The 20,022-nt window shown below is 62.2% G+C and carries 18 protein-coding genes; 12 read left to right on the top strand and 6 right to left on the bottom strand.

Annotation, left to right across the window (positions count from 1 at the left end):
* Positions 1-76 precede the first annotated feature (76 nt).
* Positions 77-694 carry an MOSC domain-containing protein gene (locus HJC00_RS24980; protein ID WP_221164744.1) on the bottom strand — a complete coding sequence of 206 codons (618 nt, stop codon included), beginning with the start codon at positions 692-694 and terminating at the stop codon, positions 77-79.
* 57 nt (positions 695-751) lie between these two features.
* Here HJC00_RS24980 and recR point away from each other — a divergent pair, with 57 nt between their 5' ends.
* Positions 752-1,357: a recombination mediator RecR gene (recR, locus tag HJC00_RS24985; RefSeq protein ID WP_210629650.1), complete on the top strand. Its 606-nt coding sequence runs from the start codon at positions 752-754 to the stop codon at positions 1,355-1,357.
* Positions 1,358-1,368: 11 nt separating this feature from the next.
* Entirely contained in the window at positions 1,369-2,607 is a 1,239-nt protein-coding gene (locus HJC00_RS24990) for a lytic murein transglycosylase (protein WP_221123519.1), read from the top strand.
* Between the two features lie 6 nt (positions 2,608-2,613).
* On the opposite strand, the gene HJC00_RS24995 is transcribed toward HJC00_RS24990, so the two are convergent.
* Together HJC00_RS24995 and HJC00_RS25000 are read right to left on the bottom strand one after the other, a co-directional pair.
* A complete protein-coding gene (locus HJC00_RS24995) occupies positions 2,614-3,069 on the bottom strand; it encodes a GNAT family N-acetyltransferase (RefSeq protein WP_221147662.1) in 456 nt (151 codons plus the stop codon).
* 8 nt (positions 3,070-3,077) lie between these two features.
* Positions 3,078-4,709 carry an MFS transporter gene (locus HJC00_RS25000; protein ID WP_221164745.1) on the bottom strand — a complete coding sequence of 544 codons (1,632 nt, stop codon included), beginning with the start codon at positions 4,707-4,709 and terminating at the stop codon, positions 3,078-3,080.
* 244 nt (positions 4,710-4,953) lie between these two features.
* On the opposite strand from HJC00_RS25000, the gene rimP reads away from it, so the two are divergent.
* The 10 genes from rimP to HJC00_RS25050 all read left to right on the top strand — a co-directional run bounded on the left by rimP (position 4,954) and on the right by HJC00_RS25050 (position 17,200).
* The gene (gene rimP / locus HJC00_RS25005) at positions 4,954-5,559 is read left to right on the top strand and encodes a ribosome maturation factor RimP (protein WP_088396888.1); all 606 of its coding nucleotides are present in this window, start codon (positions 4,954-4,956) and stop codon (positions 5,557-5,559) included.
* 59 nt (positions 5,560-5,618) lie between these two features.
* Positions 5,619-7,220 (top strand): transcription termination factor NusA, encoded by a 1,602-nt coding sequence (gene nusA / locus HJC00_RS25010; protein ID WP_210629654.1) that lies wholly within the window; start codon positions 5,619-5,621, stop codon positions 7,218-7,220.
* The gene (locus HJC00_RS25015; protein WP_210629655.1) at positions 7,217-7,909 is read left to right on the top strand and encodes an RNA-binding protein; all 693 of its coding nucleotides are present in this window, start codon (positions 7,217-7,219) and stop codon (positions 7,907-7,909) included. The genes nusA and HJC00_RS25015 overlap by 4 nt, the downstream gene beginning before the upstream one ends.
* A gap of 102 nt (positions 7,910-8,011) precedes the next feature.
* Positions 8,012-10,765 (top strand): translation initiation factor IF-2, encoded by a 2,754-nt coding sequence (gene infB / locus HJC00_RS25020; RefSeq protein WP_210629656.1) that lies wholly within the window; start codon positions 8,012-8,014, stop codon positions 10,763-10,765.
* 150 nt (positions 10,766-10,915) lie between these two features.
* Complete coding sequence (gene rbfA / locus HJC00_RS25025; protein ID WP_009993666.1) at positions 10,916-11,320, top strand: 30S ribosome-binding factor RbfA; 405 nt, start codon at positions 10,916-10,918, stop codon at positions 11,318-11,320.
* A gap of 12 nt (positions 11,321-11,332) precedes the next feature.
* Positions 11,333-12,265, top strand: coding sequence for a tRNA pseudouridine(55) synthase TruB (gene truB, locus HJC00_RS25030; RefSeq protein WP_221147660.1), 933 nt, complete (start codon positions 11,333-11,335; stop codon positions 12,263-12,265).
* A gap of 79 nt (positions 12,266-12,344) precedes the next feature.
* Positions 12,345-13,193 (top strand): alpha/beta fold hydrolase, encoded by an 849-nt coding sequence (locus tag HJC00_RS25035; protein WP_221158282.1) that lies wholly within the window; start codon positions 12,345-12,347, stop codon positions 13,191-13,193.
* Positions 13,194-13,344: 151 nt separating this feature from the next.
* Positions 13,345-13,614: a 30S ribosomal protein S15 gene (rpsO, locus tag HJC00_RS25040; RefSeq protein WP_009997779.1), complete on the top strand. Its 270-nt coding sequence runs from the start codon at positions 13,345-13,347 to the stop codon at positions 13,612-13,614.
* A gap of 350 nt (positions 13,615-13,964) precedes the next feature.
* Positions 13,965-16,103 carry a polyribonucleotide nucleotidyltransferase gene (gene pnp / locus HJC00_RS25045; protein ID WP_011423507.1) on the top strand — a complete coding sequence of 713 codons (2,139 nt, stop codon included), beginning with the start codon at positions 13,965-13,967 and terminating at the stop codon, positions 16,101-16,103.
* 80 nt (positions 16,104-16,183) lie between these two features.
* The gene (locus tag HJC00_RS25050; RefSeq protein ID WP_210629659.1) at positions 16,184-17,200 is read left to right on the top strand and encodes a class I SAM-dependent methyltransferase; all 1,017 of its coding nucleotides are present in this window, start codon (positions 16,184-16,186) and stop codon (positions 17,198-17,200) included.
* 93 nt (positions 17,201-17,293) lie between these two features.
* Here the strand turns inward: HJC00_RS25050 and fabI are convergent, their stop codons facing one another.
* The 3 genes from fabI to fabA are packed head-to-tail and all read right to left on the bottom strand — an operon-like array spanning position 17,294 to position 19,898.
* Positions 17,294-18,100 (bottom strand): enoyl-ACP reductase FabI, encoded by an 807-nt coding sequence (fabI, locus tag HJC00_RS25055; protein ID WP_210629660.1) that lies wholly within the window; start codon positions 18,098-18,100, stop codon positions 17,294-17,296.
* Between the two features lie 4 nt (positions 18,101-18,104).
* Positions 18,105-19,337: a beta-ketoacyl-ACP synthase I gene (gene fabB / locus HJC00_RS25060; RefSeq protein ID WP_221147657.1), complete on the bottom strand. Its 1,233-nt coding sequence runs from the start codon at positions 19,335-19,337 to the stop codon at positions 18,105-18,107.
* Between the two features lie 45 nt (positions 19,338-19,382).
* A complete protein-coding gene (gene fabA / locus HJC00_RS25065) occupies positions 19,383-19,898 on the bottom strand; it encodes a 3-hydroxyacyl-[acyl-carrier-protein] dehydratase FabA (RefSeq protein ID WP_020920068.1) in 516 nt (171 codons plus the stop codon).
* Positions 19,899-20,022 lie beyond the last annotated feature (124 nt).

A 20,022-nucleotide genomic window follows, 5' to 3' on the forward strand; every position in this document is an offset into this window, starting at 1 on the left:
AATTGGTCTTCATATTGACGGTAGTTCCAATAGCCGATGCGGCTACCGAGCCGGCGATGCCTACAGAACGCCGCTCTTAACGCTGTGCTTCCAGCATCGCCCGCAGCTTGTAGTGAATGGGGGCGGCGAGATATCGCGACCGGTCCGCCTCCGAAAGCTGCCGGCCGAATGTTCTCATCAGCTCCGGCATCGTCACCTTATTGCCTGAAAAGGGCTGATGCTCGACCGCCGTTCCGACCTCGGCCACACCGCGCCTGATGACACGAGAGTAAATGCCGGGACGGGCGGCATCGGTGTAGCGTTTGACGAATTTCGGATCGTGCATCCTGGCGGCGAAGGTGGCGCAGGGAATGCGGCATGCGGTGACTTCGAGGATGAGATCGCCTGATACGAACCGGTCGCCGACGGCAACGTCGCGATTGTCGAGACCGGAGATGACCATGTTTTCGCCGAAGGTGCCGGGCTCGTAAGACCGGCCTAACTCCTCGCTCCACCAGTCGAGCGTCAGCGATCCCTCGATATAAACCGCCTGATCGACACCGCCATGGTGTTTGCGGTTGCAGATGGCATCGCCGACCACCCCCTCGGCGTCGATCATCACCGCGCCGTTGACGGGCCGTTTGAAGATACCGGTCTTGTAGCTCTTGCCGGCCAGCCTCTCCGGATTGCCGATACAAAGCGCCAGAATTTTCATGGGGCAGCCGATCCTTCCGCGATTCCGTTTTCGTTCCATATCAGTTAAGAACAGCGCATGGCAAAACGAGTCACCGGCCCCGAAATCGAAAAACTCATCCAGCTTCTGGCGAAGGTGCCGGGCCTCGGGCCGCGCTCGGCCCGCCGGGCGGCGCTGCATCTGATCAAGAAGAAGGACCAGTTGCTCGGGCCGCTGTCGAACGCGATGGGCGAAGCCTATAACAGGGTGAAGATCTGCTCGCGCTGTGGCAACGTCGATACGGTCGACCCCTGCACCGTCTGCACCGACACGCAGCGCGATCAATCCGTCATCATCGTCGTCGAAGACGTATCCGATCTCTGGGCGCTGGAGCGGGCGGGGGCGATGAACGCCGCCTATCACGTGCTCGGCGGCACGCTGTCGCCGCTCGACGGGATCGGGCCCGACGACCTCAACATTCGCGGGCTGGTCGCCCGGATCGGCGAAGGCGGCATTCGCGAACTGATCATCGCCGTCAACGCCACCGTCGAGGGGCAAACGACGGCGCATTACATCACCGACCAGTTGCAGGGACTCGAGGTGAAGATCACGCGGCTGGCGCATGGCGTGCCGGTTGGCGGCGAGCTCGACTATCTCGATGAGGGCACGCTGGCGGCGGCGCTGCGGGCGCGGACGGTGATGTGAGGGGTTTGTCTATGCTTCGAATATTCGCGCTCGCCGTAACAGCCGCGCTTCTCCCCCTCCCTTCCCACGCGGCCCCTTCCAAAGCCGATGTCGAGGCGCAGTTCGAAAACTGGGTGCAGAAGGACCTCTGGCCGGAAGCAAAGACAGGCGGCATTTCCGAGAAGACCTTCCAGGCCGCCTTCTCCGGCGTCACGCTGAACTGGAACCTGCCCGATCTCGCCCCGCCCGGCTTCCCGTCGCCGAAGGAGCAGAAGCAGACGCAGGCCGAATTTTCCTCGCCCGGTCCCTATTTCAACGAGGACCGGCTGAAGAGACTTGCCGTAACGGGACGCGGCTTTGCCGCGCAATATGGCTCGACGCTGAAGCGGATCGAGAAGACCTATGGCGTGCCGGGCTCGATCGTGCTTGCCATCTGGGGCCGGGAGACGGGCTTCGGGGCCGCGAAGATCCCGAATTCGGCGATCGAGGTACTGGCGACCAAGGCCTTCATGTCGTCGCGCAAGGAGATGTTCCGTACCGAGCTGCTGGCGGCACTGCACATTCTCGACGGCGGCGACGTCACACCCGTCGATTTCAAGAGCTCATGGGCCGGCGCGCTCGGCCAGCCGCAATTCATGCCGACGAGTTATCTGAAATATGCGGTGGATTTCGACGGCGACGGCCACCGCAACATCTGGACCTCGGTGCCGGATACGCTCGCCTCGATCGCCAACTATCTGGTCAAGAAGGGCTGGCAGCGCGATCGTGACTGGGGCTTCGAGGTATCGATACCCGAAGCGGTCTCCTGCGCGCAGGAGGGGCCTGATCTCGCAAAGCCGCTTTCGCACTGGGCCTCGCTCGGCATTGAGCGCATCTCCGGCAAGGCCTTTCCCTCAGGTGAGATGAAGGCTCAAGGGATGATGCTGGTGCCGGCCGGCCGCGACGGTCCGGAATTCATCGTCACGCCGAATTTCTACATCATCAAGGAGTATAACAACTCCGACCTCTACGCGCTCTATATCGGCAATCTCGCCGACCGGATCGCCTCGAACGGCGGCACCTTCGAGGGCGAATGGGGCGATGTCGGCAAGATGCTGCGTTCGGATGTCGCCGCCATGCAGAAGGCGCTGGAGCGCCAGGGTTATGACGTCGGCGGTTCCGACGGATTGCCGGGCTACAAGACGCGGCGCTCGATCGGCCAGTGGCAGGAGAAGAACGGCATGAAGCCGACATGTTTTCCCGAAGCCAGCATGAAGGGCAAGCTGAAGTAGCCGGCTTCACAGGCTGCGCTTCATGCCCATATGGCTGGCGACGAAGCCGAGCTTCTCGTAGAAGCGGATCGAGTCTTTCCGCGTTTTGTCCGATGTCAGCTGCACGAGGCCGCAGCCGCGCTCGACGCATTGGGCGACCGCCCATTCGATGAACTGCGCGCCGAGACCCGAACCGCGAAGCTCTCTTGCGACACGGACGCTTTCGATCTGACCGCGCCACATGCCGGTCCGGGAGAGGCCGGGAAGAAAGCTCAGCTGCAGGCAACCGACGACCTGGTCGGAGGCGTCGGTTGCGACAGCCAGCAGCTGGTTGGCATCCGCCTCGATCGCCGCGAAAGCCGAGAGATAACGCGCGTCAACGGGATCGGAGACAATTTCTCTGGCGGCGCCGAGATCGTCATCGGCGAGAAGCCGGACGATGGCGGCGAGATCGGATCGGTGGGCAAGCCTGAAACTGTGCATGGCTGGTCTCAATGATGCAGATCGATCGGCGCCTTGTGGAAGACATCGTCGTCTGGCGGGATGGCCTGGCGCTCGATCATGCGGTGGACATGGGGCGGGCCTTCGCCGCGGTGGAGCGCGCGCAGCCGGTCGATGTTTTCGGCGTCGGCCTGCGTGCGCCGCTGGTTGTGTCTTATATATTCGACCCAGGTCGGCGTATGGTAGGTCTCGGTCCACAGCCCGGGATTTTCGAGATCGCGCATCAGCGCCCAGTTGCGCGCGCCGTCCCGGATGCGGATGCGGCGGCGCTCGCCCATCAGCGCCATGAATTCCGCCAGGTCGTCGTCGGCGATCTGGTAGTCGACCTGAATGACGATCGGGCCGCTGCGCGGGGTGATGTCGAGGCTCAAGGCCGGCGCAGTGAAGCGGTTTAAGGGATCGAGATTGAGCGAGGCGAAGGCCGGCATGGAAAAGCGCAGGCCGATCGCAATGCCGAGCAGCATGACAACAGATGACATCAGCAGCGCATCGGCGACCCCATAGCGATCGGCGGCGACACCCCAGAGCCAGCTGCCGCCGGCGATGCCGCCGAAGGTGACGGTCTGGTAGAGCGACAGCGCGCGGCCGACCACCCAGCGCGGCGTCGACAGCTGCACGATGGTGTTGAAGAGCGACAACGCCGAGACCCAGCAGGCGCCGGAGACGAGCAAGCCGGCGGAGGTCAGCACGGCGCTCGGACTGTAGGCGGCGATGACGGCACTCAGCGCGAAACCGGCAAAGGCCAGGCGGATGATCGTCTCGCTGGACAGCGCCTGGCGAATTCTCGCACTCAGCACCGCACCACCGATCGCACCGATGCCGAAGGCGCCGAGCATGAAGCCATAGGTCAGCGGACCGCCGGCAACGAGATCGAGGGCGACGACCGGCAGCAGCGCCAGGATCGAGCTCGCGCCGATGCCGAAAACCAGCCCTCGCACGAGGACCTTTTCAAGATTGGGCGACATCGAGACATAACGCAGGCCGGCGAAGATGGCGCTGCCGAGCGCTTCGCGCGGCAGGGTGGAGACGGGCGTGCTCGGGCGCCAGCGCAGCAGGGCGTAGATCAGGGCGAGGTAACTTGCGGTGTTAACCGCAAAGGCCGCGGCGGCACCCGCTGCCGCCACAATGACGCCGCCGATCGCCGGGCCGACGCTGCGGGTGATGTTGAAGCCCATGCTGTTCAGCGTGACGGCGCCGGGCAGATCGGCGCGCGGCACCATATCGCCGACGGAGGCCTGCCAGGAGGGGTTGTTGAGCGCCGTGCCGCAGCCGATCAGGAAGGTGAAGAAGAGCAGCAGCCAGGGCGTGACCCAACCAAGAAGGGCCGACGCCGTCAGCAACGCCGAAACCGTCAGCATCATGCACTGCGCCGTCAGCATAACCCGGCGGCGATCAAAATTATCGGCCAACGCCCCCGATATCAGTGAAAACAGCATGATCGGCAGCGCTGTCGAGGTCTGCACCAGCGCGACCATGTCCTCCGAGGCGGTAATCGTCGTCATCATCCAGGCGGCACCCACCGCCTGGATCAGGCCGCCGAAATTCGAGGAAAGGCTGGCGAACCAGATGGTGCGGTAGGTATCGTGCCGCAAGGGCGCCAGTGTCGACGATGAATAGCCCACGATGTCTCCCGCTTTTGTTATTGTGTGCCAACGGCAATATATGCGGAAGACGATCGCTGGCCATAGGTCCGTTCTCCTCGCCCGGCATGAATTGGCGGAATCGCTCTCAGACCTTGCAATTTCGGAAAAACCCGACTATATGGCTCTCAAATTCTTGATCGCTTGATGAAGAGTGGGCCGCAAGGACCCGCTCTTTTTTATTAGCTCGATCGCCTGAACAGCTTGAAATTGCGAGGAGCGCCGCTTGTCGGACATGACAAACGCAGACAACGAACTTGAGCCGCGGCTGATTACCGAAACCGGGCTCGACCAGCGTCTTGCCGATATCATCGAACCGGTTCTCGTCGGCATGGGCTTCCGGCTGATCCGCGTGCGCATGCTGAACCAGAACGGCGCCACGATGCAGGTGATGGCCGAGCGCAATGACGGCACGATGACGGTTCAGGACTGCGAAGAAGTCTCGATGGCGATTTCTCCCGTCCTCGATGTGGAAGATCCGATCGATAAAGAGTATCATCTCGAGGTGTCTTCGCCCGGCATCGACCGTCCGATGGTGCGGAAATCCGATTTCGTCCGCTGGCAGGGCCACCTTGTAAAGTGCGAAACGTCGATCATGATCGGCAACCGCAAACGCTTCCGCGGCAAGATCGTCGAAGCAGACGCCGATGGATTCACGCTCGAGCGTGACCAGGTCGCCTATGGGGAAGAGCAGAAGGTCGTCATTCCCTTCACGGCGCTTAGCGATGCGAAGCTCATTCTGACCGACGATCTGATCCGCGATGCGTTGCGCGCCGACAAGCTGGCGAAAGCGCAGGCCGCGAACCAGAACGAAGCAGACGACCAGGAATAACCGATCAACAGACCGCTACAGGGACGGGAACCCTGGAGTAAAGACGGAGAAACAAGACAATGGCAGTCAGTGCGAACCGGCTCGAACTTCTGCAGATCGCAGATGCAGTGGCGCGCGAAAAAGTCATCGACCGGGAGATCGTGCTTGCCGCAATGGCCGATGCCATCCAAAAGGCGGCGCGCTCCCGTTACGGCACCGAATCCAACATCCGGGCCGACATCAATCCGAAGACCGGTGAAATCCGTCTGCAGCGTCTGCTCGAAGTGGTCGACAAGGCCGAGGATTATTCGACGCAGATCCCGCTAGAGCTTGCCCGCGACCGCAATCCGGACGCAGCCCTTGGCGATTTCATCGCCGATCCGCTGCCGCCGATGGATTTCGGCCGCATCGCCGCACAGTCCGCCAAGCAGGTGATCGTGCAGAAGGTGCGTGAAGCCGAGCGCGACCGCCAGTTCGACGAATTCAAGGATCGCGTCGGCGAAATCGTCAACGGCACCGTCAAGCGCGTCGAATACGGCAACGTCATCGTCGATCTCGGCCGTGGTGAAGGCATCATCCGCCGCGACGAAATGATCCCGCGCGAGAACGTGCGCTATGGCGATCGCGTCCGTGCATACGTATATGATGTTCGTCGGGAGCAGCGCGGTCCGCAGATTTTCCTGTCGCGCACACATCCGCAGTTCATGGTGAAGCTCTTCACCATGGAAGTGCCTGAGATCTACGACGGCATCATCCAGGTGAAGTCGGTCGCCCGCGATCCGGGTTCGCGCGCCAAGATCGCGGTGATCTCGAACGACAGCTCGATCGATCCGGTCGGCGCCTGCGTCGGTATGCGCGGCTCGCGCGTCCAGGCCGTCGTCGGCGAACTCCAGGGTGAGAAGATCGACATCATCCCCTGGAGCCAGGACCCGGCGACCTTCGTCGTCAACGCCCTGCAGCCGGCGGAAGTGGCCAAGGTCGTTCTCGACGAGGACGCCGAGCGCATCGAAGTCGTCGTTCCCGACGAGCAGCTGTCGCTTGCGATCGGCCGCCGCGGCCAGAATGTCCGCCTCGCTTCGCAGCTGACCGGCTGGGATATCGATATCATGACGGAGGCCGAGGAATCGGAACGCCGTCAGAAGGAATTCAACGAGCGCACCAACCTGTTCATGGATTCGCTCGACGTCGACGAGATGGTCGGCCAGGTTCTGGCGTCGGAAGGCTTTGCCGCCGTCGAAGAACTTGCCTATGTCGATCTCGACGAAATCTCCTCGATCGACGGTTTCGACGAAGAGACGGCGCAGGAAATCCAGCAGCGCGCCCGCGAATTCCTCGAGCGTCTCGAAGCCGAGATGGACGAGAAGCGCAAGGCGCTCGGCGTTGAGGACGAGCTGCGCCAGATCGACGGCATGACCGCCCAGATGATGGTGGCGCTCGGCGAGGACGGCATCAAGACGATCGAGGACTTTGCCGGTTGTGCGGCCGATGACCTCGTCGGCTGGACGGAACGCAAGAACGGCGAAACGAAAAAATTCGAAGGACTGTTCTCGAAGTTCGACGTCTCGCGTGTCGAGGCCGAGCAGATGATCGTGCAGGCCCGCCTCGCGGCCGGCTGGATCACCGAAGAGGACCTGGCGAAGGGGACCGAGGAAGAGGTCATCGAAGCCGAACAGGAAGCATGATGACCGCGCATGAGCCGAACGTTCTTCCTGAGGACGACGATCTTGCAGGGTATGACGTGAACGGACGCATGTGCATCGTGACGCGCGAAAGCGGATCGCCGGAGGAGCTGATCCGCTTCGTCGCGGCTCCCGACGGAACCGTCGTCGCCGACCTGAAGCGCGAGCTTCCGGGGCGCGGCTGCTGGGTGAAGGCCGACCGGTCGCTGGTCGACAGGGCGGTGGCGAAAAAGCTGTTCGCCCGGGCGCTGAAAACGGAAGTGAAGGCAGCAGACGATCTCGGCGCGAGCGTCGACCGGCTGCTGGCGGCGCAAGTGATGCAGATGATGAACATGGCGCGCAAGGCCGGCCAGTTCGTCAGCGGCGCCTCGAAAGTGGATGCCGCAGTCAGAAGTGGAGCAGCCCTTGCGGTGTTTCACGCTACTGACGCAGCGGATGATGGAGTGCGAAAAATCGACCAGGCCCGCAAGGCCTGGCACCTCGGAATGGAGACCGAGGAGGAGATACCTTCCTACCGTTTCTTCTCGGAGAGCGAAATGGAAGGCCTGATGGGCCAGAATGCTTTTATCCATGCCGCAGTGCTTGCAGGGCAGGCGGGTGAGGGTGTAGTGAAGCGCGCAAAGATGCTCGAACAGTACCGTATTGGCGGTCAGTCCCGGGCAGCGGGCGGCGCTGGCCGGCAACAACAATGAGGCGGTCACCGGCATCGGCCGGTCTCATTCTCATTGATCGACAGTATTTGAACGACAGGGTCTGATCTAGTCATCGCTCCCTGTCCGAAGGAACGGGAACGAATGACCGATAGTAACGACGACAAGACACTCAGCGTAACGGGCAAGAAGACGCTCACCCTGAAACCATCGGGGATGAGCCAGGGCACCGTTCGCCAGGATATGGGTCGGGGTCGCACCAAGGCGGTCGTGGTCGAGACCCGCAAGCGGCGCCCGATGCGCCCGGAAGACGAAAAGCCGATCACGCCTGCAGCCCCCGCAGCTCCGGTTCGCGCAGCCGAACCGGCGCCGGCACCTGCTCAGGCGCGTCCGCAGCAGTCGACGCCGGCACCGCGGATTCATCAGCCCGGCGGCAGCCAAGCCAACCAGCGTCCGCAGCAGTCCTATCAGCAGCCGCGTCCGAACGATCGCCCGCGCCCTGTCGTGCTGAACCATCTGTCGCCTGAGGAAATGGATGCGCGCCGCCGTGCGCTCGCCGAATCTCAGGCGCGTGACGCCCAGGATGCGATCCGCCGCGCCGAGGAAGAAAAGCGCCGCGCCGCCGAAGAGGCTGTCCGCAAGGCAGCTGAAGCGGAGGAAGCCGCACGCAGAGCCGTCGAAGAGGCAGCCCTGCAGGCCGAAGCGGCCGCCGCTGCCGCCGCCGAACCGGTAGCCGCTGCTGCAGCGCCGGCTCCCGCTACGGCCGAGGCTCGCCCGAACACGACCCCGCGCCCGGCAGCACCCGCGCCGGCAGCACGCCGGCCCGATGCCGACGGAGCAGCCGCTCGCCCGGCGCCCGGCGCGCCAGCTGGCGTGCGCGGCCGTCGCAATGACGGCGACGATGACGACCGTGGCGCTTCGCGCAGCGGTCCGGCGCGCGGCCGCGTCGTTCGCCCCGAACCTGCAAAACCGGTGACGACCCGTCCGAAAACGGATGAGGAGCGCCGTCGCGGCAAGCTGACGATCACCACCGCCGACGTCGACGGTGAGGACGCCGGCCGCAGCCGTTCGCTTTCGGCGATGCGCCGCCGGCAGGAGAAGTTCCGCCGCAGCCAGATGCAGGAGACTCGCGAGAAGATTTCCCGCGAAGTCGTCCTGCCGGAGACCATCACCATTCAGGAACTGTCGCAGCGCATGTCCGAACGCGCCGTCGACGTCATCAAGTACCTGATGAAGGAAGGCCAGATGATGAAGCCGGGCGACGTCATCGACGCCGACCTTGCCGAACTCATCGCCGGCGAATTCGGCCATACCGTCAAGCGTGTCTCTGAATCCGACGTCGAACTCGGCATCTTTGACATCGCCGATGTCGAAGGCGACCGCGTTTCGCGTCCGCCCGTCGTCACCATCATGGGCCACGTCGACCACGGCAAGACCTCGCTGCTCGACGCCATCCGCCATGCCAACGTGGTTGCCGGCGAAGCCGGCGGCATCACGCAGCACATCGGCGCCTATCAGGTGGAACAGAACGGCCAGAAGATCACCTTCATCGACACCCCCGGCCACGCCGCCTTCACGGCGATGCGTGCCCGCGGCGCGCAGGCGACCGACATCGCGATCCTGGTCGTGGCAGCCGACGACAGCGTCATGCCGCAGACGATCGAATCGATCAATCACGCCAAGGCGGCCGGTGTTCCGATCATCGTGGCGATCAACAAGATCGACAAGCACGAAGCCGATCCGCAGAAGGTGCGCAACCAGCTTCTGCAGCACGAAGTCTTCGTGGAATCGATGGGCGGTGAAACGCTTGACGTCGAAGTGTCGGCCAAGACAGGCAAGAACCTCGACAAGCTGCTCGAAGCCGTTCTGCTGCAGGCGGAAATCCTTGACCTCAAGGCCAATCCGAACCGCACCGCGGAAGGTACCGTCATCGAAGCTCAGCTCGACCGCGGCCGCGGCTCGGTTGCCACGGTTCTCGTTCAGAACGGTACGCTGAAGCCGGGCCAGATCATCGTCGCAGGCGATGTCTGGGGCCGTGTGCGCGCGCTCGTCAACGACAAGGGCGAGCATATGAAGGAAGCACCGCCGGCGATGCCCGTCGAAGTGCTTGGCCTTTCCGGCACGCCGCAGGCGGGTGACAAGTTCGCCGTCGTCGAGAGCGAAAGCCGCGCCCGCGAAATCTCGGAATACCGTCAGCGTCTTGCCCGCGACAAGGCGGCTGCCCGCCAGTCGGGACAGCGCGGTTCGCTGGAACAGATGATGACGCAGATGCAGAGCACCGGCATCAAGGAGTTCCCGCTCGTCATCAAGGGCGACGTGCAGGGTTCGATCGAAGCGATTGCCGGCGCGCTGGAAAAGCTCGGCACCGACGAGGTCCGTGCCCGCATCGTCCATTCGGGCGCAGGCGGCATCACCGAGTCGGATATTTCGCTCGCCGAAGCCTCGAACGCGGCCATCATCGGCTTCAACGTTCGCGCCAATGCGCAGGCACGCCAGTTCGCCGAGCGCCAGGGCATCGAGATCCGCTACTACAACATCATCTACGACCTCGTGGATGACGTGAAGGCAGCGATGTCGGGCCTCCTGTCTCCGGAACGGCGCGAGACCTTTATCGGCAATGCCGAAATCCTGGAGGTGTTCAACATCACCAAGGTCGGCAAGGTGGCCGGTTGCCGCGTTGTCGAAGGCAAGGTCGAGCGCGGGGCGGGTGTGCGCCTCATCCGCAACGACGTCGTCGTTCACGAAGGCAAGCTCAAGACCCTCAAGCGCTTCAAGGACGAAGTCTCCGAAGTGCCGATGGGCCAGGAGTGCGGCATGGCCTTCGAAAACTACGAAGACATGCGCGTCGGCGACGTCATCGAGTGCTTCCGCGTCGAACATATCACACGCACGCTCTGATCCTCGGCGTTACAGCAGCTTGACAAAAGCCATCCGCTCTCCGGCGGGTGGCTTTTCTATCTGCCGGCTTGACCTTTTCGGCCAAAAGAGTCATGGACGCTCTCCTTTGACGGGTTCGATTCCCAGCCGCATCGGCAAACAGAGATAACAATGACCAGACCAACATCCTCCGCGCCTTCGCAGCGCATGCTGCGCGTTGGCGAACAAGTCCGCGCCGCGATCACCCAGGTGCTGCAGCGCGGTGAAGTGCGTGACGACATCATCGAGGCGACCGTGATTTCGATCTCCGAAGTGCGCATGTCGCCCGATCTCAAGATCGCCACGGCTTATGTGACGCCGCTCGGCGTTTCCGACCACAGCATCGTCATCGAGGCGTTGAACCGCCATGCGAAGTTCATCCGCGGCCGGCTCGGGCCCCAGCTTCGGCAGATGAAATACATGCCGGAGGTGCGCTTCCGCGACGACACCAGCTTCGACAATTACAAGAAGATCGACGAGCTGCTGCGTTCGCCCGAGGTGAGCCGAGATCTCGATGGCGACAACGACGAACAGTAACAGAAGAGACTGATGTCCAAACCACGCAAACCCAAGGGCCGACCGATTTCCGGCTGGCTGATTCTCGACAAGCCGGTGGATTTCGGCTCGACGGAAGCCGTTTCCAAGATCAAGTGGCTCTATAAGGCGCAGAAGGCCGGCCATGCCGGCACGCTCGATCCGCTGGCCTCCGGCATGCTGCCGATCGCGCTCGGCGATGCAACCAAGACCGTTCCCTATGTGATGGACGGCCGGAAGATCTATGAATTCACGGTGAGCTGGGGCGAGGAGCGCGCCACCGACGATCTCGAAGGCGAGGTCACTGAGAGTTCGAACAAGCGGCCGAGCGAACAGCAGATTCGCGATATCCTGCCCAAATATATCGGCACCATCAGCCAGGTGCCGCCGCAGTTTTCCGCCATCAAGATAGCGGGAGAACGCGCCTACGACCTGGCGCGCGACGGCGAAGCCGTCGAGATCCCCTCGCGGGAAGTGGAAATCTTCCGGCTGACCCTGCTTGCCTGCCCGGACGCCAATACCGCGCATTTCGAAGTGGAATGCGGCAAGGGCACCTATGTCAGGGCGCTTGCCCGCGATTTTGGCCGCGAACTCGGCTGCTACGGACATATATCAGGGCTGCGGCGCACTTTTGTCGCGCCCTTTTCGGAAGAGGTCATGGTTCCGCTCGCAAACCTCGTGGCGCTGGAATCGATCGAGGATATGGATGAGCGGCTCGCCGCCCTCGATGCGCTGCTGATCGACACCTGCGAAGCATTGTCGGCCCTGCCCCATCTCGTCATCAACGACGACCAGGCGCACCGGCTGAAGATGGGTAATCCGATCCTGGTGCGCGGCCGCGATGCGCCGATTGCCGAAAGCGAAGCCTATGCGACGGCACGCGGCAGGCTGATCGCGATCGGCGAAATCGGCCAGGGCGAGTTTCGACCGAAGCGGGTTTTCGCCTGAATCCGTACCACTGACGATTGTCAGGCGGTAGCGATACGATATCCTTGCCCTTGGGCCATGGTGGCTCGAGGGGAAAACCATGCGTAGAATCGCGAAAGTACTGACGTTCTTTTCGTTGTTCCTGATCGTTGCCGGCGCCCAAGCCACCGAACGATGGGCCGAGCTTCCCGCCTTTCCTTCAATGCCCACGCCGAAGACGAGCGGCATGGCTGATGTGAACGACATCAAGATGTATTACGCCGAATATGGTGAAGGCGATCCGATCCTCTTCATCCATGGCGGTCTTGGAAATGCCGACGTCTGGGGTCATCAGGTGGCGGAGTTTGCTCGGGATCATCTGGTCATCGTCGCCGACAGCCGCGGTCACGGCCGGTCGACACGTAGCCGGCAGGCTTTCGGCTACGATCTGATGACCTCGGACTACGTTGCCCTTCTCGACTATCTGAAGATCGACAAGGTGACGCTCGTGGGATGGTCGGACGGCGGCATCATCGGCATCGACATGGCGATGAACCATCCGGAAAAGCTGACCCGCGTTATCGCTCAGGCGGCCAACGTCACGACGGACGGCGTTAAGGGCGACGTTTTGGAGAACAAGACCTTCAGCCACTATATCGAGGTTGCCGGTGACCAGTACAGAAAGCTTTCGCCGACGCCGACCGAATACGAGGCCTTCGTCACCCAGATCTCTCAGATGTGGGCGACGCAGCCGAACTGGACGGCGGCGGACCTTAGAAAGATCACCGTACCCGTCACGCTTGCGATCGGCGATCACGATGAAGCCGTCAAGCTCGACCATACGGAGATGATGGCAAAGGAGATCCCGGGCGCAAAACTTGTCATCCTCAAGGATGCCAGCCATTTCGCCATGCTGCAGGATCCCGGCGGTTATGATGCGATGATCCGGGACGCCATGGCCGGCCGTTGAAAGCGGCTGCGGGAGCCCCCTCTTTCCATCGCTGCATATTTGGTTTATAGGCAGCGCCAGCGTCAGGTCCGCCTGCTCGCATTCACGGCCAAAGCTGGACGACATCCCGGCTTTTGGCGACGTCTTCTCCTCTCATAGAAAGGAACGTCCGATGTCGATCACTGCTGAGCGCAAGGCTGCGCTGATCAAGGAATACGCAACCGCCGAAGGCGATACCGGTTCTCCGGAAGTCCAGGTCGCGATCCTGACCGAGCGCATCAACAACCTGACCGAACACTTCAAAGACCACAAGAAGGATAACCATTCCCGCCGTGGCCTGCTGACGATGGTTTCGAGCCGCCGCTCGCTTCTTGATTATCTCAAGAAGAAGGATGAAGGCCGCTATTCCAAGCTGATCAACAGCCTGGGTATCCGCCGCTAAAATTATCCGGCGGGCGCTTTTAAGCGTCCGCCGGATCTGTTTCGGGACGACGCTCCCGATGAAATGTTCCGCCCGCGCCCTATCTCATGCGGTGGAACGACCGGCAGACCCGGATGGGCCGGTTCTGCCAAACCAACCGCTGACCTGTCATGGGGCAGGATTGCCGGATGCTTTCGGCCAAAGCTCTCCAAGGCTTTGGCCCAAGTTTCTCAGGAACTCTCACGTTCGAGAAACTGCCGATGAAAAGCCTCCCGTTGTCTTGCCCGTGATACGTCACATTGATTGCGGTCGACTGTGCGCTGCGCCCTGAAATCGGCGATGGCGCGTGCTCCCGCATTGAAGGACAAGATATGTTTGATACACACACAGTGGAAATCGAGTGGGCCGGCCGCCCGCTGAAGCTCGAAACCGGCAAGATCGCCCGTCAGGCCGACGGTGCGGTTCTCGCCACTTACGGCGAGACCGTCGTTCTTGCCACCGTCGTCTCTGCCAAGGCGCCGAAGCCCGGGCAGGACTTCTTTCCGCTCACCGTCAACTACCAGGAAAAGACCTATGCAGCCGGCAAGATCCCCGGCGGCTATTTCAAGCGTGAAGGCCGTCCGAGCGAAAACGAGACTCTCGTTTCCCGCCTGATCGACCGCCCGATCCGCCCGCTCTTCCCGGAAGGCTACAAGAACGACACCCAGGTCGTCGTCACCGTCGTCCAGCACGACCTTGAAAACAATCCTGACATCCTGTCCATGATCGCCTCTTCGGCGGCGCTGACGCTTTCCGGCGTTCCCTTCATGGGCCCGGTCGGCGGCGCGCGCGTCGGCTACATCAACGGCGAATATGTTCTCAACCCGCATCTCGACGAGATGGATGAGTCGAGCCTCGACCTCGTCGTCGCCGGCACCTACGACGCCGTGCTGATGGTCGAGTCCGAAGCCAAGGAACTGCCCGAAGACGTCATGCTCGGCGCCGTCATGTTCGGCCACAAAGGCTTCCAGCCGGTTCTCGACGCGATCATCAAGCTCGCCGAAGTCGCCGCCAAGGAGCCGCGCGACTTCCAACCGGAAGACTATTCCGAGCTCGAAGGCGAGATGCTGAAGCATTTCGAAGCAGAACTGCGCGAAGCTTACAAGATCACCCAGAAGGCTGACCGCTACGCCGCCGTCGACGCCGTCAAGGCAAAGGTCAAGGCGCATTTCCTCCCCGAGGAAGGCGAAGCCAAGTATACGGCCGAAGAAGTCGGCGCGATCTTCAAGCACCTGCAGGCCAAGATCGTCCGTTGGAACATCCTCGACACCAAGAGCCGCATCGACGGCCGCGACCTTGAAACCGTTCGTCCGATCGTTTCGGAAGTCGGCCTTCTGCCGCGCACGCATGGCTCGGCGCTCTTCACGCGCGGCGAAACGCAGGCGATCGTGGTTGCCACGCTCGGCACCGGAGAGGACGAGCAGTATGTCGACAGCCTGACCGGCATGTACAAGGAGCGCTTCCTGCTCCATTACAACTTCCCTCCCTTCTCGGTTGGTGAGACCGGCCGCATGGGGTCCCCGGGTCGCCGCGAGATCGGCCACGGCAAGCTCGCATGGCGTGCGATCCGTCCGATGCTGCCGTCGGCGGAGCAGTTCCCCTACACGCTGCGCGTCGTTTCCGAGATCACCGAATCCAACGGCTCGTCCTCGATGGCAACCGTCTGCGGCACGTCGCTGGCGTTGATGGATGCCGGTGTCCCGCTGGCGAAGCCGGTTGCTGGTATCGCCATGGGCCTGATCCTGGAAGGCGATCGCTTCGCCGTCCTCTCCGATATCCTCGGTGATGAAGATCATCTCGGCGACATGGACTTCAAGGTTGCCGGTACGGCCGATGGCATCACTTCGCTGCAGATGGACATCAAGATCGCCGGTATCACCGAGGAGATCATGAAGGTCGCTCTCGGCCAGGCCAAGGGCGGTCGCGCCCATATCCTCGGCGAAATGGCCAAGGCCATCACCGAAAGCCGCGGCCAGCTCGGCGAATTCGCTCCGCGCATCGAAGTGATGAACATCCCGGTCGACAAGATCCGCGAAGTCATCGGCTCCGGCGGCAAGGTCATCCGCGAAATCGTCGAAAAGACCGGCGCGAAGATCAACATCGAGGACGACGGCACCGTCAAGATCGCCTCCTCTTCCGGCAAGGAAATCGAAGCGGCGCGCAAGTGGATCCACTCGATCGTCGCCGAGCCTGAAATCGGCCAGATCTATGAGGGCACTGTCGTCAAGACCGCCGACTTCGGCGCCTTCGTCAACTTCTTCGGCGCCCGCGACGGCCTCGTTCATATTTCGCAGCTCGCTTCCGAGCGCGTCGCCAAGACGACTGACGTCGTCAAGGAAGGCGACAAGGTCTGGGTCAAGCTGCTCGGCTTCGACGAACGCGGCAAGGTTCGTCTGTCGATGAAGGTTGTCGACCAGGCCACCGGCCAGGAGATCCCGAACGAGAAGAAGAAGGAAGAAGCGGCCGAATAAGCCGCCTCCGCCAGCTTTAGAGCTTTTCCGGGCGCGGGAATCTTCCGCGCCCCTTTTCTATTCTAAATGAGACGAGACCGATGAGCCGCGAAACGTTGAAGACCCTATTCCATCCGTTTGCCAGCGGTACAATCCAGCCGCCCGGCGAAGGCGAGCGTGTGCTCTTTCTCGGCGCCGAAGCAGGCTTTGCGCTGCCGGAAGGTTTTGCCGCCTCGCTCAGCGCCGTCCAGGGCTTCCGGCCGCTCTACCGCCAGCTGCTGGCGCAGCGGATCGAAGCCACACCTGAGATCGACGGCGAGGACTATGACGCAGCACTCGTGCTCTGCACCAAGCACAAAGGCGAGAACGAGGCCAACCTCGCCGCCGCGATCGCCCGCACGCGGGCCGGCGGGCTGATCGTCGTCGCCGGCGCCAAGGAAGACGGCGTCCAGCCGCTGCGCAAGCGGATGGAAGGTTTCGGCCTCGCCATCGACCACATGCCGAAATATCACGGCGTCGCCTTCTGGTTCGGACGGCCGGCCGAGGCCGGCGGCATCATCTCCAAACTGGCAAAGGCGCCGGTGCGCGTCGATAATCGCTTCCATGCGACAGCCGGCATGTTCTCGCATGATCGGATCGATGCCGGATCGGAACTGCTCGCCTCGCGCCTGCCGCAGGATTTTACCGGCGACGTCGCAGATTTCGGCGCCGGATGGGGCTATCTCTCGGTCGAGATGGCACAGAGATCGCGCGGGCTGGCCCGCCTTGACCTCTATGAGGCCAATCACGCGGCCCTGGAGGCCGCGCGGGGTAACCTGGCGGAGAACTGCCCGAACGCGCCAGCGCGCTTCTTCTGGCACGATCTGGCGGGCGAGCCGGTCAAGGACAAATACGACCTCGTCATCATGAACCCGCCCTTCCACGAGGGCCATGCCGCCGAGCCATCGCTCGGCCAGGCGATGATCAAGACAGCCGCCTCCGCCGTTCGCGGCGGCGGCAGGCTGATGCTGGTCGCCAATCGCGGCCTGCCTTATGAGCCTGTTCTGGCAGCGAACTTCAGGGAAAGCGGCGAAACCTGCCGCAATGCCCGCTTCAAGGTTCTGTGGGCGAAGAAATAAGGCTCAGGCCGCTTCGACCCCGAGTTCTTACCCGCAAAACAAAAGGCCGTGCGCAGAGGATGCGCACGGCCTTTGAATTTCAATCAGCGGCGTTTATTCGACGTCGGCGTTGCGCAGGGTCTCCAGCGTTGGCATCGAGGTGATGTTGAAGCCGGCATCGACGAAGTGGATTTCGCCGGTGACGCCGGCGGAGAGGTCGGAGAGCAGGTAGAGCGCCGAGCTGCCGACCTGATCGATGGTCACGGTCTTGCGCAGCGGCGCATTACGCTGGTTCCAGGAGAGGATCGCGCGCGCGTCCGAAATTCCGGCGCCGGCCAGCGTGCGGATCGGGCCGGCGGAAATGCCGTTGACGCGGATGCCGCGCGGGCCGTAATCGGCAGCGAGATAACGCACCGAAGCCTCGAGCGCCGCCTTGGCGACACCCATGACATTGTAATTCGGAATGACGCGCGTCGAGCCGTTATAGGTCAGTGTCAGCATCGCGCCACTGCCTTCCATCAGCGGAGCGCAGCGCTTGGCGATCTCGGTGAAGGAGAAGCAGGAGATGACCATGGTGCGGCTGAAATTCTCCCGCGTCGTATCGGCGTAGAGGCCCTTCAGCTCGTTCTTGTCCGAGAAGCCGATGGCATGGACGATAAAATCGAGCTTGCCCCAGCGCTCGCCGAGCGCGTCGACCACGGCATCGACGGAAGTGATGTCCTCGACGTCGCAAGGCAGCACGAAATCCGAGCCGACTTCGGCGGCCAGCGGCCGGACGCGCTTGCCGAGCGCATCGCCCTGATAGGTGAAGGCGAGGTCAGCCCCCTGTGCGGCGAGCGCTTTTGAAATCCCCCAGGCAATCGAATGGTTGTTTGCGACGCCCATGATGAGGCCGCGCTTACCCTGCATGATTCCAGTCATGTTGTTATCCGTTATAGCGCTGGAAGACGAGCGTGGCGTTCGTCCCGCCAAAGCCGAAGGAATTGGAGAGAGCGATATCGATCTTCGCATTGTCGATTCGCTTGCGCACAATCGGCACACCTTCGAATTCGGGATCGAGCTCGGCGATATGGGCGCTTTCGCCGATGAAACCTTGCTGCATCATCAGCAGGGAATAGATCGATTCCTGCACGCCGGCCGCACCGAGCGAATGGCCCGTCAGCGACTTGGTCGATTGGATATGCGGGATCTTGGTGCCGAACACCTCGCGGATGGCGCCGATTTCCTTGCTGTCGCCGACCGGCGTCGATGTGCCGTGGGTGTTGATATAGTCGACATCGCCTTTGACGGTGGAAAGCGCCTGGCGCATGCAGCGGACAGCGCCCTCGCCCGAGGGAGCGACCATGTCGTAACCATCAGAGGTGGCGCCGTAGCCGACGATTTCGGCGTAGATTTTGGCGCCGCGGGCCTTGGCGTGCTCCAGCTCCTCCAGCACCAGCACGCCGGCGCCGCCGGCGATGACGAAACCGTCGCGGTTGACGTCATAGGCGCGCGAGGCAGTATCGGGCGTGTCGTTATATTTGGAGGACATGGCCCCCATCGCGTCGAAGAGGTTGGACATCGTCCAGTCGAGATCTTCGTGGCCGCCGGCAAACATCATGTCCTGCTTGCCCCACTGGATCATTTCAGTGGCATTGCCGATGCAATGCGCCGAGGTCGAGCAGGCCGACGAGATCGAATAGTTGACGCCGTGGATCTTGAACCAGGTGGCGAGTGTGGCCGATGCGGTTGACGACATCGCCTTCGGCACGGCGAAGGGGCCGATGCGCTTCGGGCTGTGGTTCTTTACGGTGATCTCGGCCGCCTCGATGAGTGTGCGGGTGGACGGGCCACCGGATCCCATGATGATGCCGACGCGCTCGTTCTGTGCGTAGTCCGTCTCTTCCAGACCGGAATCGGCGATCGCCTGCTTCATGGCGACATGGTTCCAGGCGCCGCCCTGCGACAGGAAGCGCATGGCGCGGCGATCGACCAGTTCGCCAAGTTCCGCCTGGCCGAGCTTGGGGCTGCCCCAGACCTGGCACTTGAAGCCGTGTTCGGCGAAATCGTTGGAAAAGGAGATACCCGACTTTGCCTGGCGCAAGGATTCGGTGACTTCGGCCGCATCGCTTCCGATCGAGGAAACGATACCCAGACCCGTGACAACTACCCGTCTCATCTGATCAAACCTTTGTTGTTTTCGTCAGCCGCTCGAAATGCGGTTTCAGGCGGTCTTGTCTTTCGATAGACCGACGCGAAGGTCGGACGCCTGGTATATGGTCTCGCCATCCGCCTTCAGCCAGCCATCGGCCGTGCCGAGCACGAGGCGACCGCGCATGACGCGCTTGAAGTCGATGCCGTATTCGATCAGCTTCGTATGCGGCCGGACCATGCCCTTGAATTTCACTTCGCCGGTTGAAAGCGCCATGCCGCGACCTTCCTCGCCAAGCCAGCCCAGGAAGAAACCGGTCAGCTGCCACATGCCGTCGAGGCCGAGGCAGCCAGGCATGATCGGATTGCCTTCGAAATGGCAGGGAAAATACCAGTCGTCGGGGCGTACATCGTATTCGGCCCTGAGATAGCCCTTGTCGAAGGCGCCGCCCGTTTCGGAAATGTCCGTGATGCGGTGAACCATCAGCATGGGCGGCAGCGGCAGCTGCGCATTACCGGGTCCGAACAGCTCGCCATGGGCGCAAGCGATGAGTTCTTCATACGAGAAGCTGGACTGTCTGGTGGTCATAAAATTTCTTTTTCCCCCCGCGTGAAGCCGATGGATGTGAACGTGTAGTCCAAGTTCTTCAGAAAATGAAGCACAAGCAAGGCAGCTTCATTCATCGGTTTGGACCGGGCTTACGCCATTATTT

The organism is Rhizobium sp. NLR22b (assembly GCF_019685295.1).
Lineage (GTDB): Bacteria > Pseudomonadota > Alphaproteobacteria > Rhizobiales > Rhizobiaceae > Rhizobium.

Bases quoted from the DNA above. Each gene is read 5' to 3' on its own strand.
- HJC00_RS24980 (WP_221164744.1), bottom strand. From the start codon at position 694: ATGAAAATTCTGGCGCTTTGTATCGGCAATCCGGAGAGGCTGGCCGGC.
- recR (WP_210629650.1), top strand. From the start codon at position 752: ATGGCAAAACGAGTCACCGGCCCCGAAATCGAAAAACTCATCCAGCTT.
- HJC00_RS24990 (WP_221123519.1), top strand. From the start codon at position 1,369: ATGCTTCGAATATTCGCGCTCGCCGTAACAGCCGCGCTTCTCCCCCTC.
- HJC00_RS24995 (WP_221147662.1), bottom strand. From the start codon at position 3,069: ATGCACAGTTTCAGGCTTGCCCACCGATCCGATCTCGCCGCCATCGTC.
- nusA (WP_210629654.1), top strand. From the start codon at position 5,619: ATGGCAGTCAGTGCGAACCGGCTCGAACTTCTGCAGATCGCAGATGCA.
- HJC00_RS25015 (WP_210629655.1), top strand. From the start codon at position 7,217: ATGATGACCGCGCATGAGCCGAACGTTCTTCCTGAGGACGACGATCTT.
- infB (WP_210629656.1), top strand. From the start codon at position 8,012: ATGACCGATAGTAACGACGACAAGACACTCAGCGTAACGGGCAAGAAG.
- rbfA (WP_009993666.1), top strand. From the start codon at position 10,916: ATGACCAGACCAACATCCTCCGCGCCTTCGCAGCGCATGCTGCGCGTT.
- truB (WP_221147660.1), top strand. From the start codon at position 11,333: ATGTCCAAACCACGCAAACCCAAGGGCCGACCGATTTCCGGCTGGCTG.
- HJC00_RS25035 (WP_221158282.1), top strand. From the start codon at position 12,345: ATGCGTAGAATCGCGAAAGTACTGACGTTCTTTTCGTTGTTCCTGATC.
- rpsO (WP_009997779.1), top strand. From the start codon at position 13,345: ATGTCGATCACTGCTGAGCGCAAGGCTGCGCTGATCAAGGAATACGCA.
- pnp (WP_011423507.1), top strand. From the start codon at position 13,965: ATGTTTGATACACACACAGTGGAAATCGAGTGGGCCGGCCGCCCGCTG.
- HJC00_RS25050 (WP_210629659.1), top strand. From the start codon at position 16,184: ATGAGCCGCGAAACGTTGAAGACCCTATTCCATCCGTTTGCCAGCGGT.
- fabI (WP_210629660.1), bottom strand. From the start codon at position 18,100: ATGACTGGAATCATGCAGGGTAAGCGCGGCCTCATCATGGGCGTCGCA.
- fabB (WP_221147657.1), bottom strand. From the start codon at position 19,337: ATGAGACGGGTAGTTGTCACGGGTCTGGGTATCGTTTCCTCGATCGGA.
- fabA (WP_020920068.1), bottom strand. From the start codon at position 19,898: ATGACCACCAGACAGTCCAGCTTCTCGTATGAAGAACTCATCGCTTGC.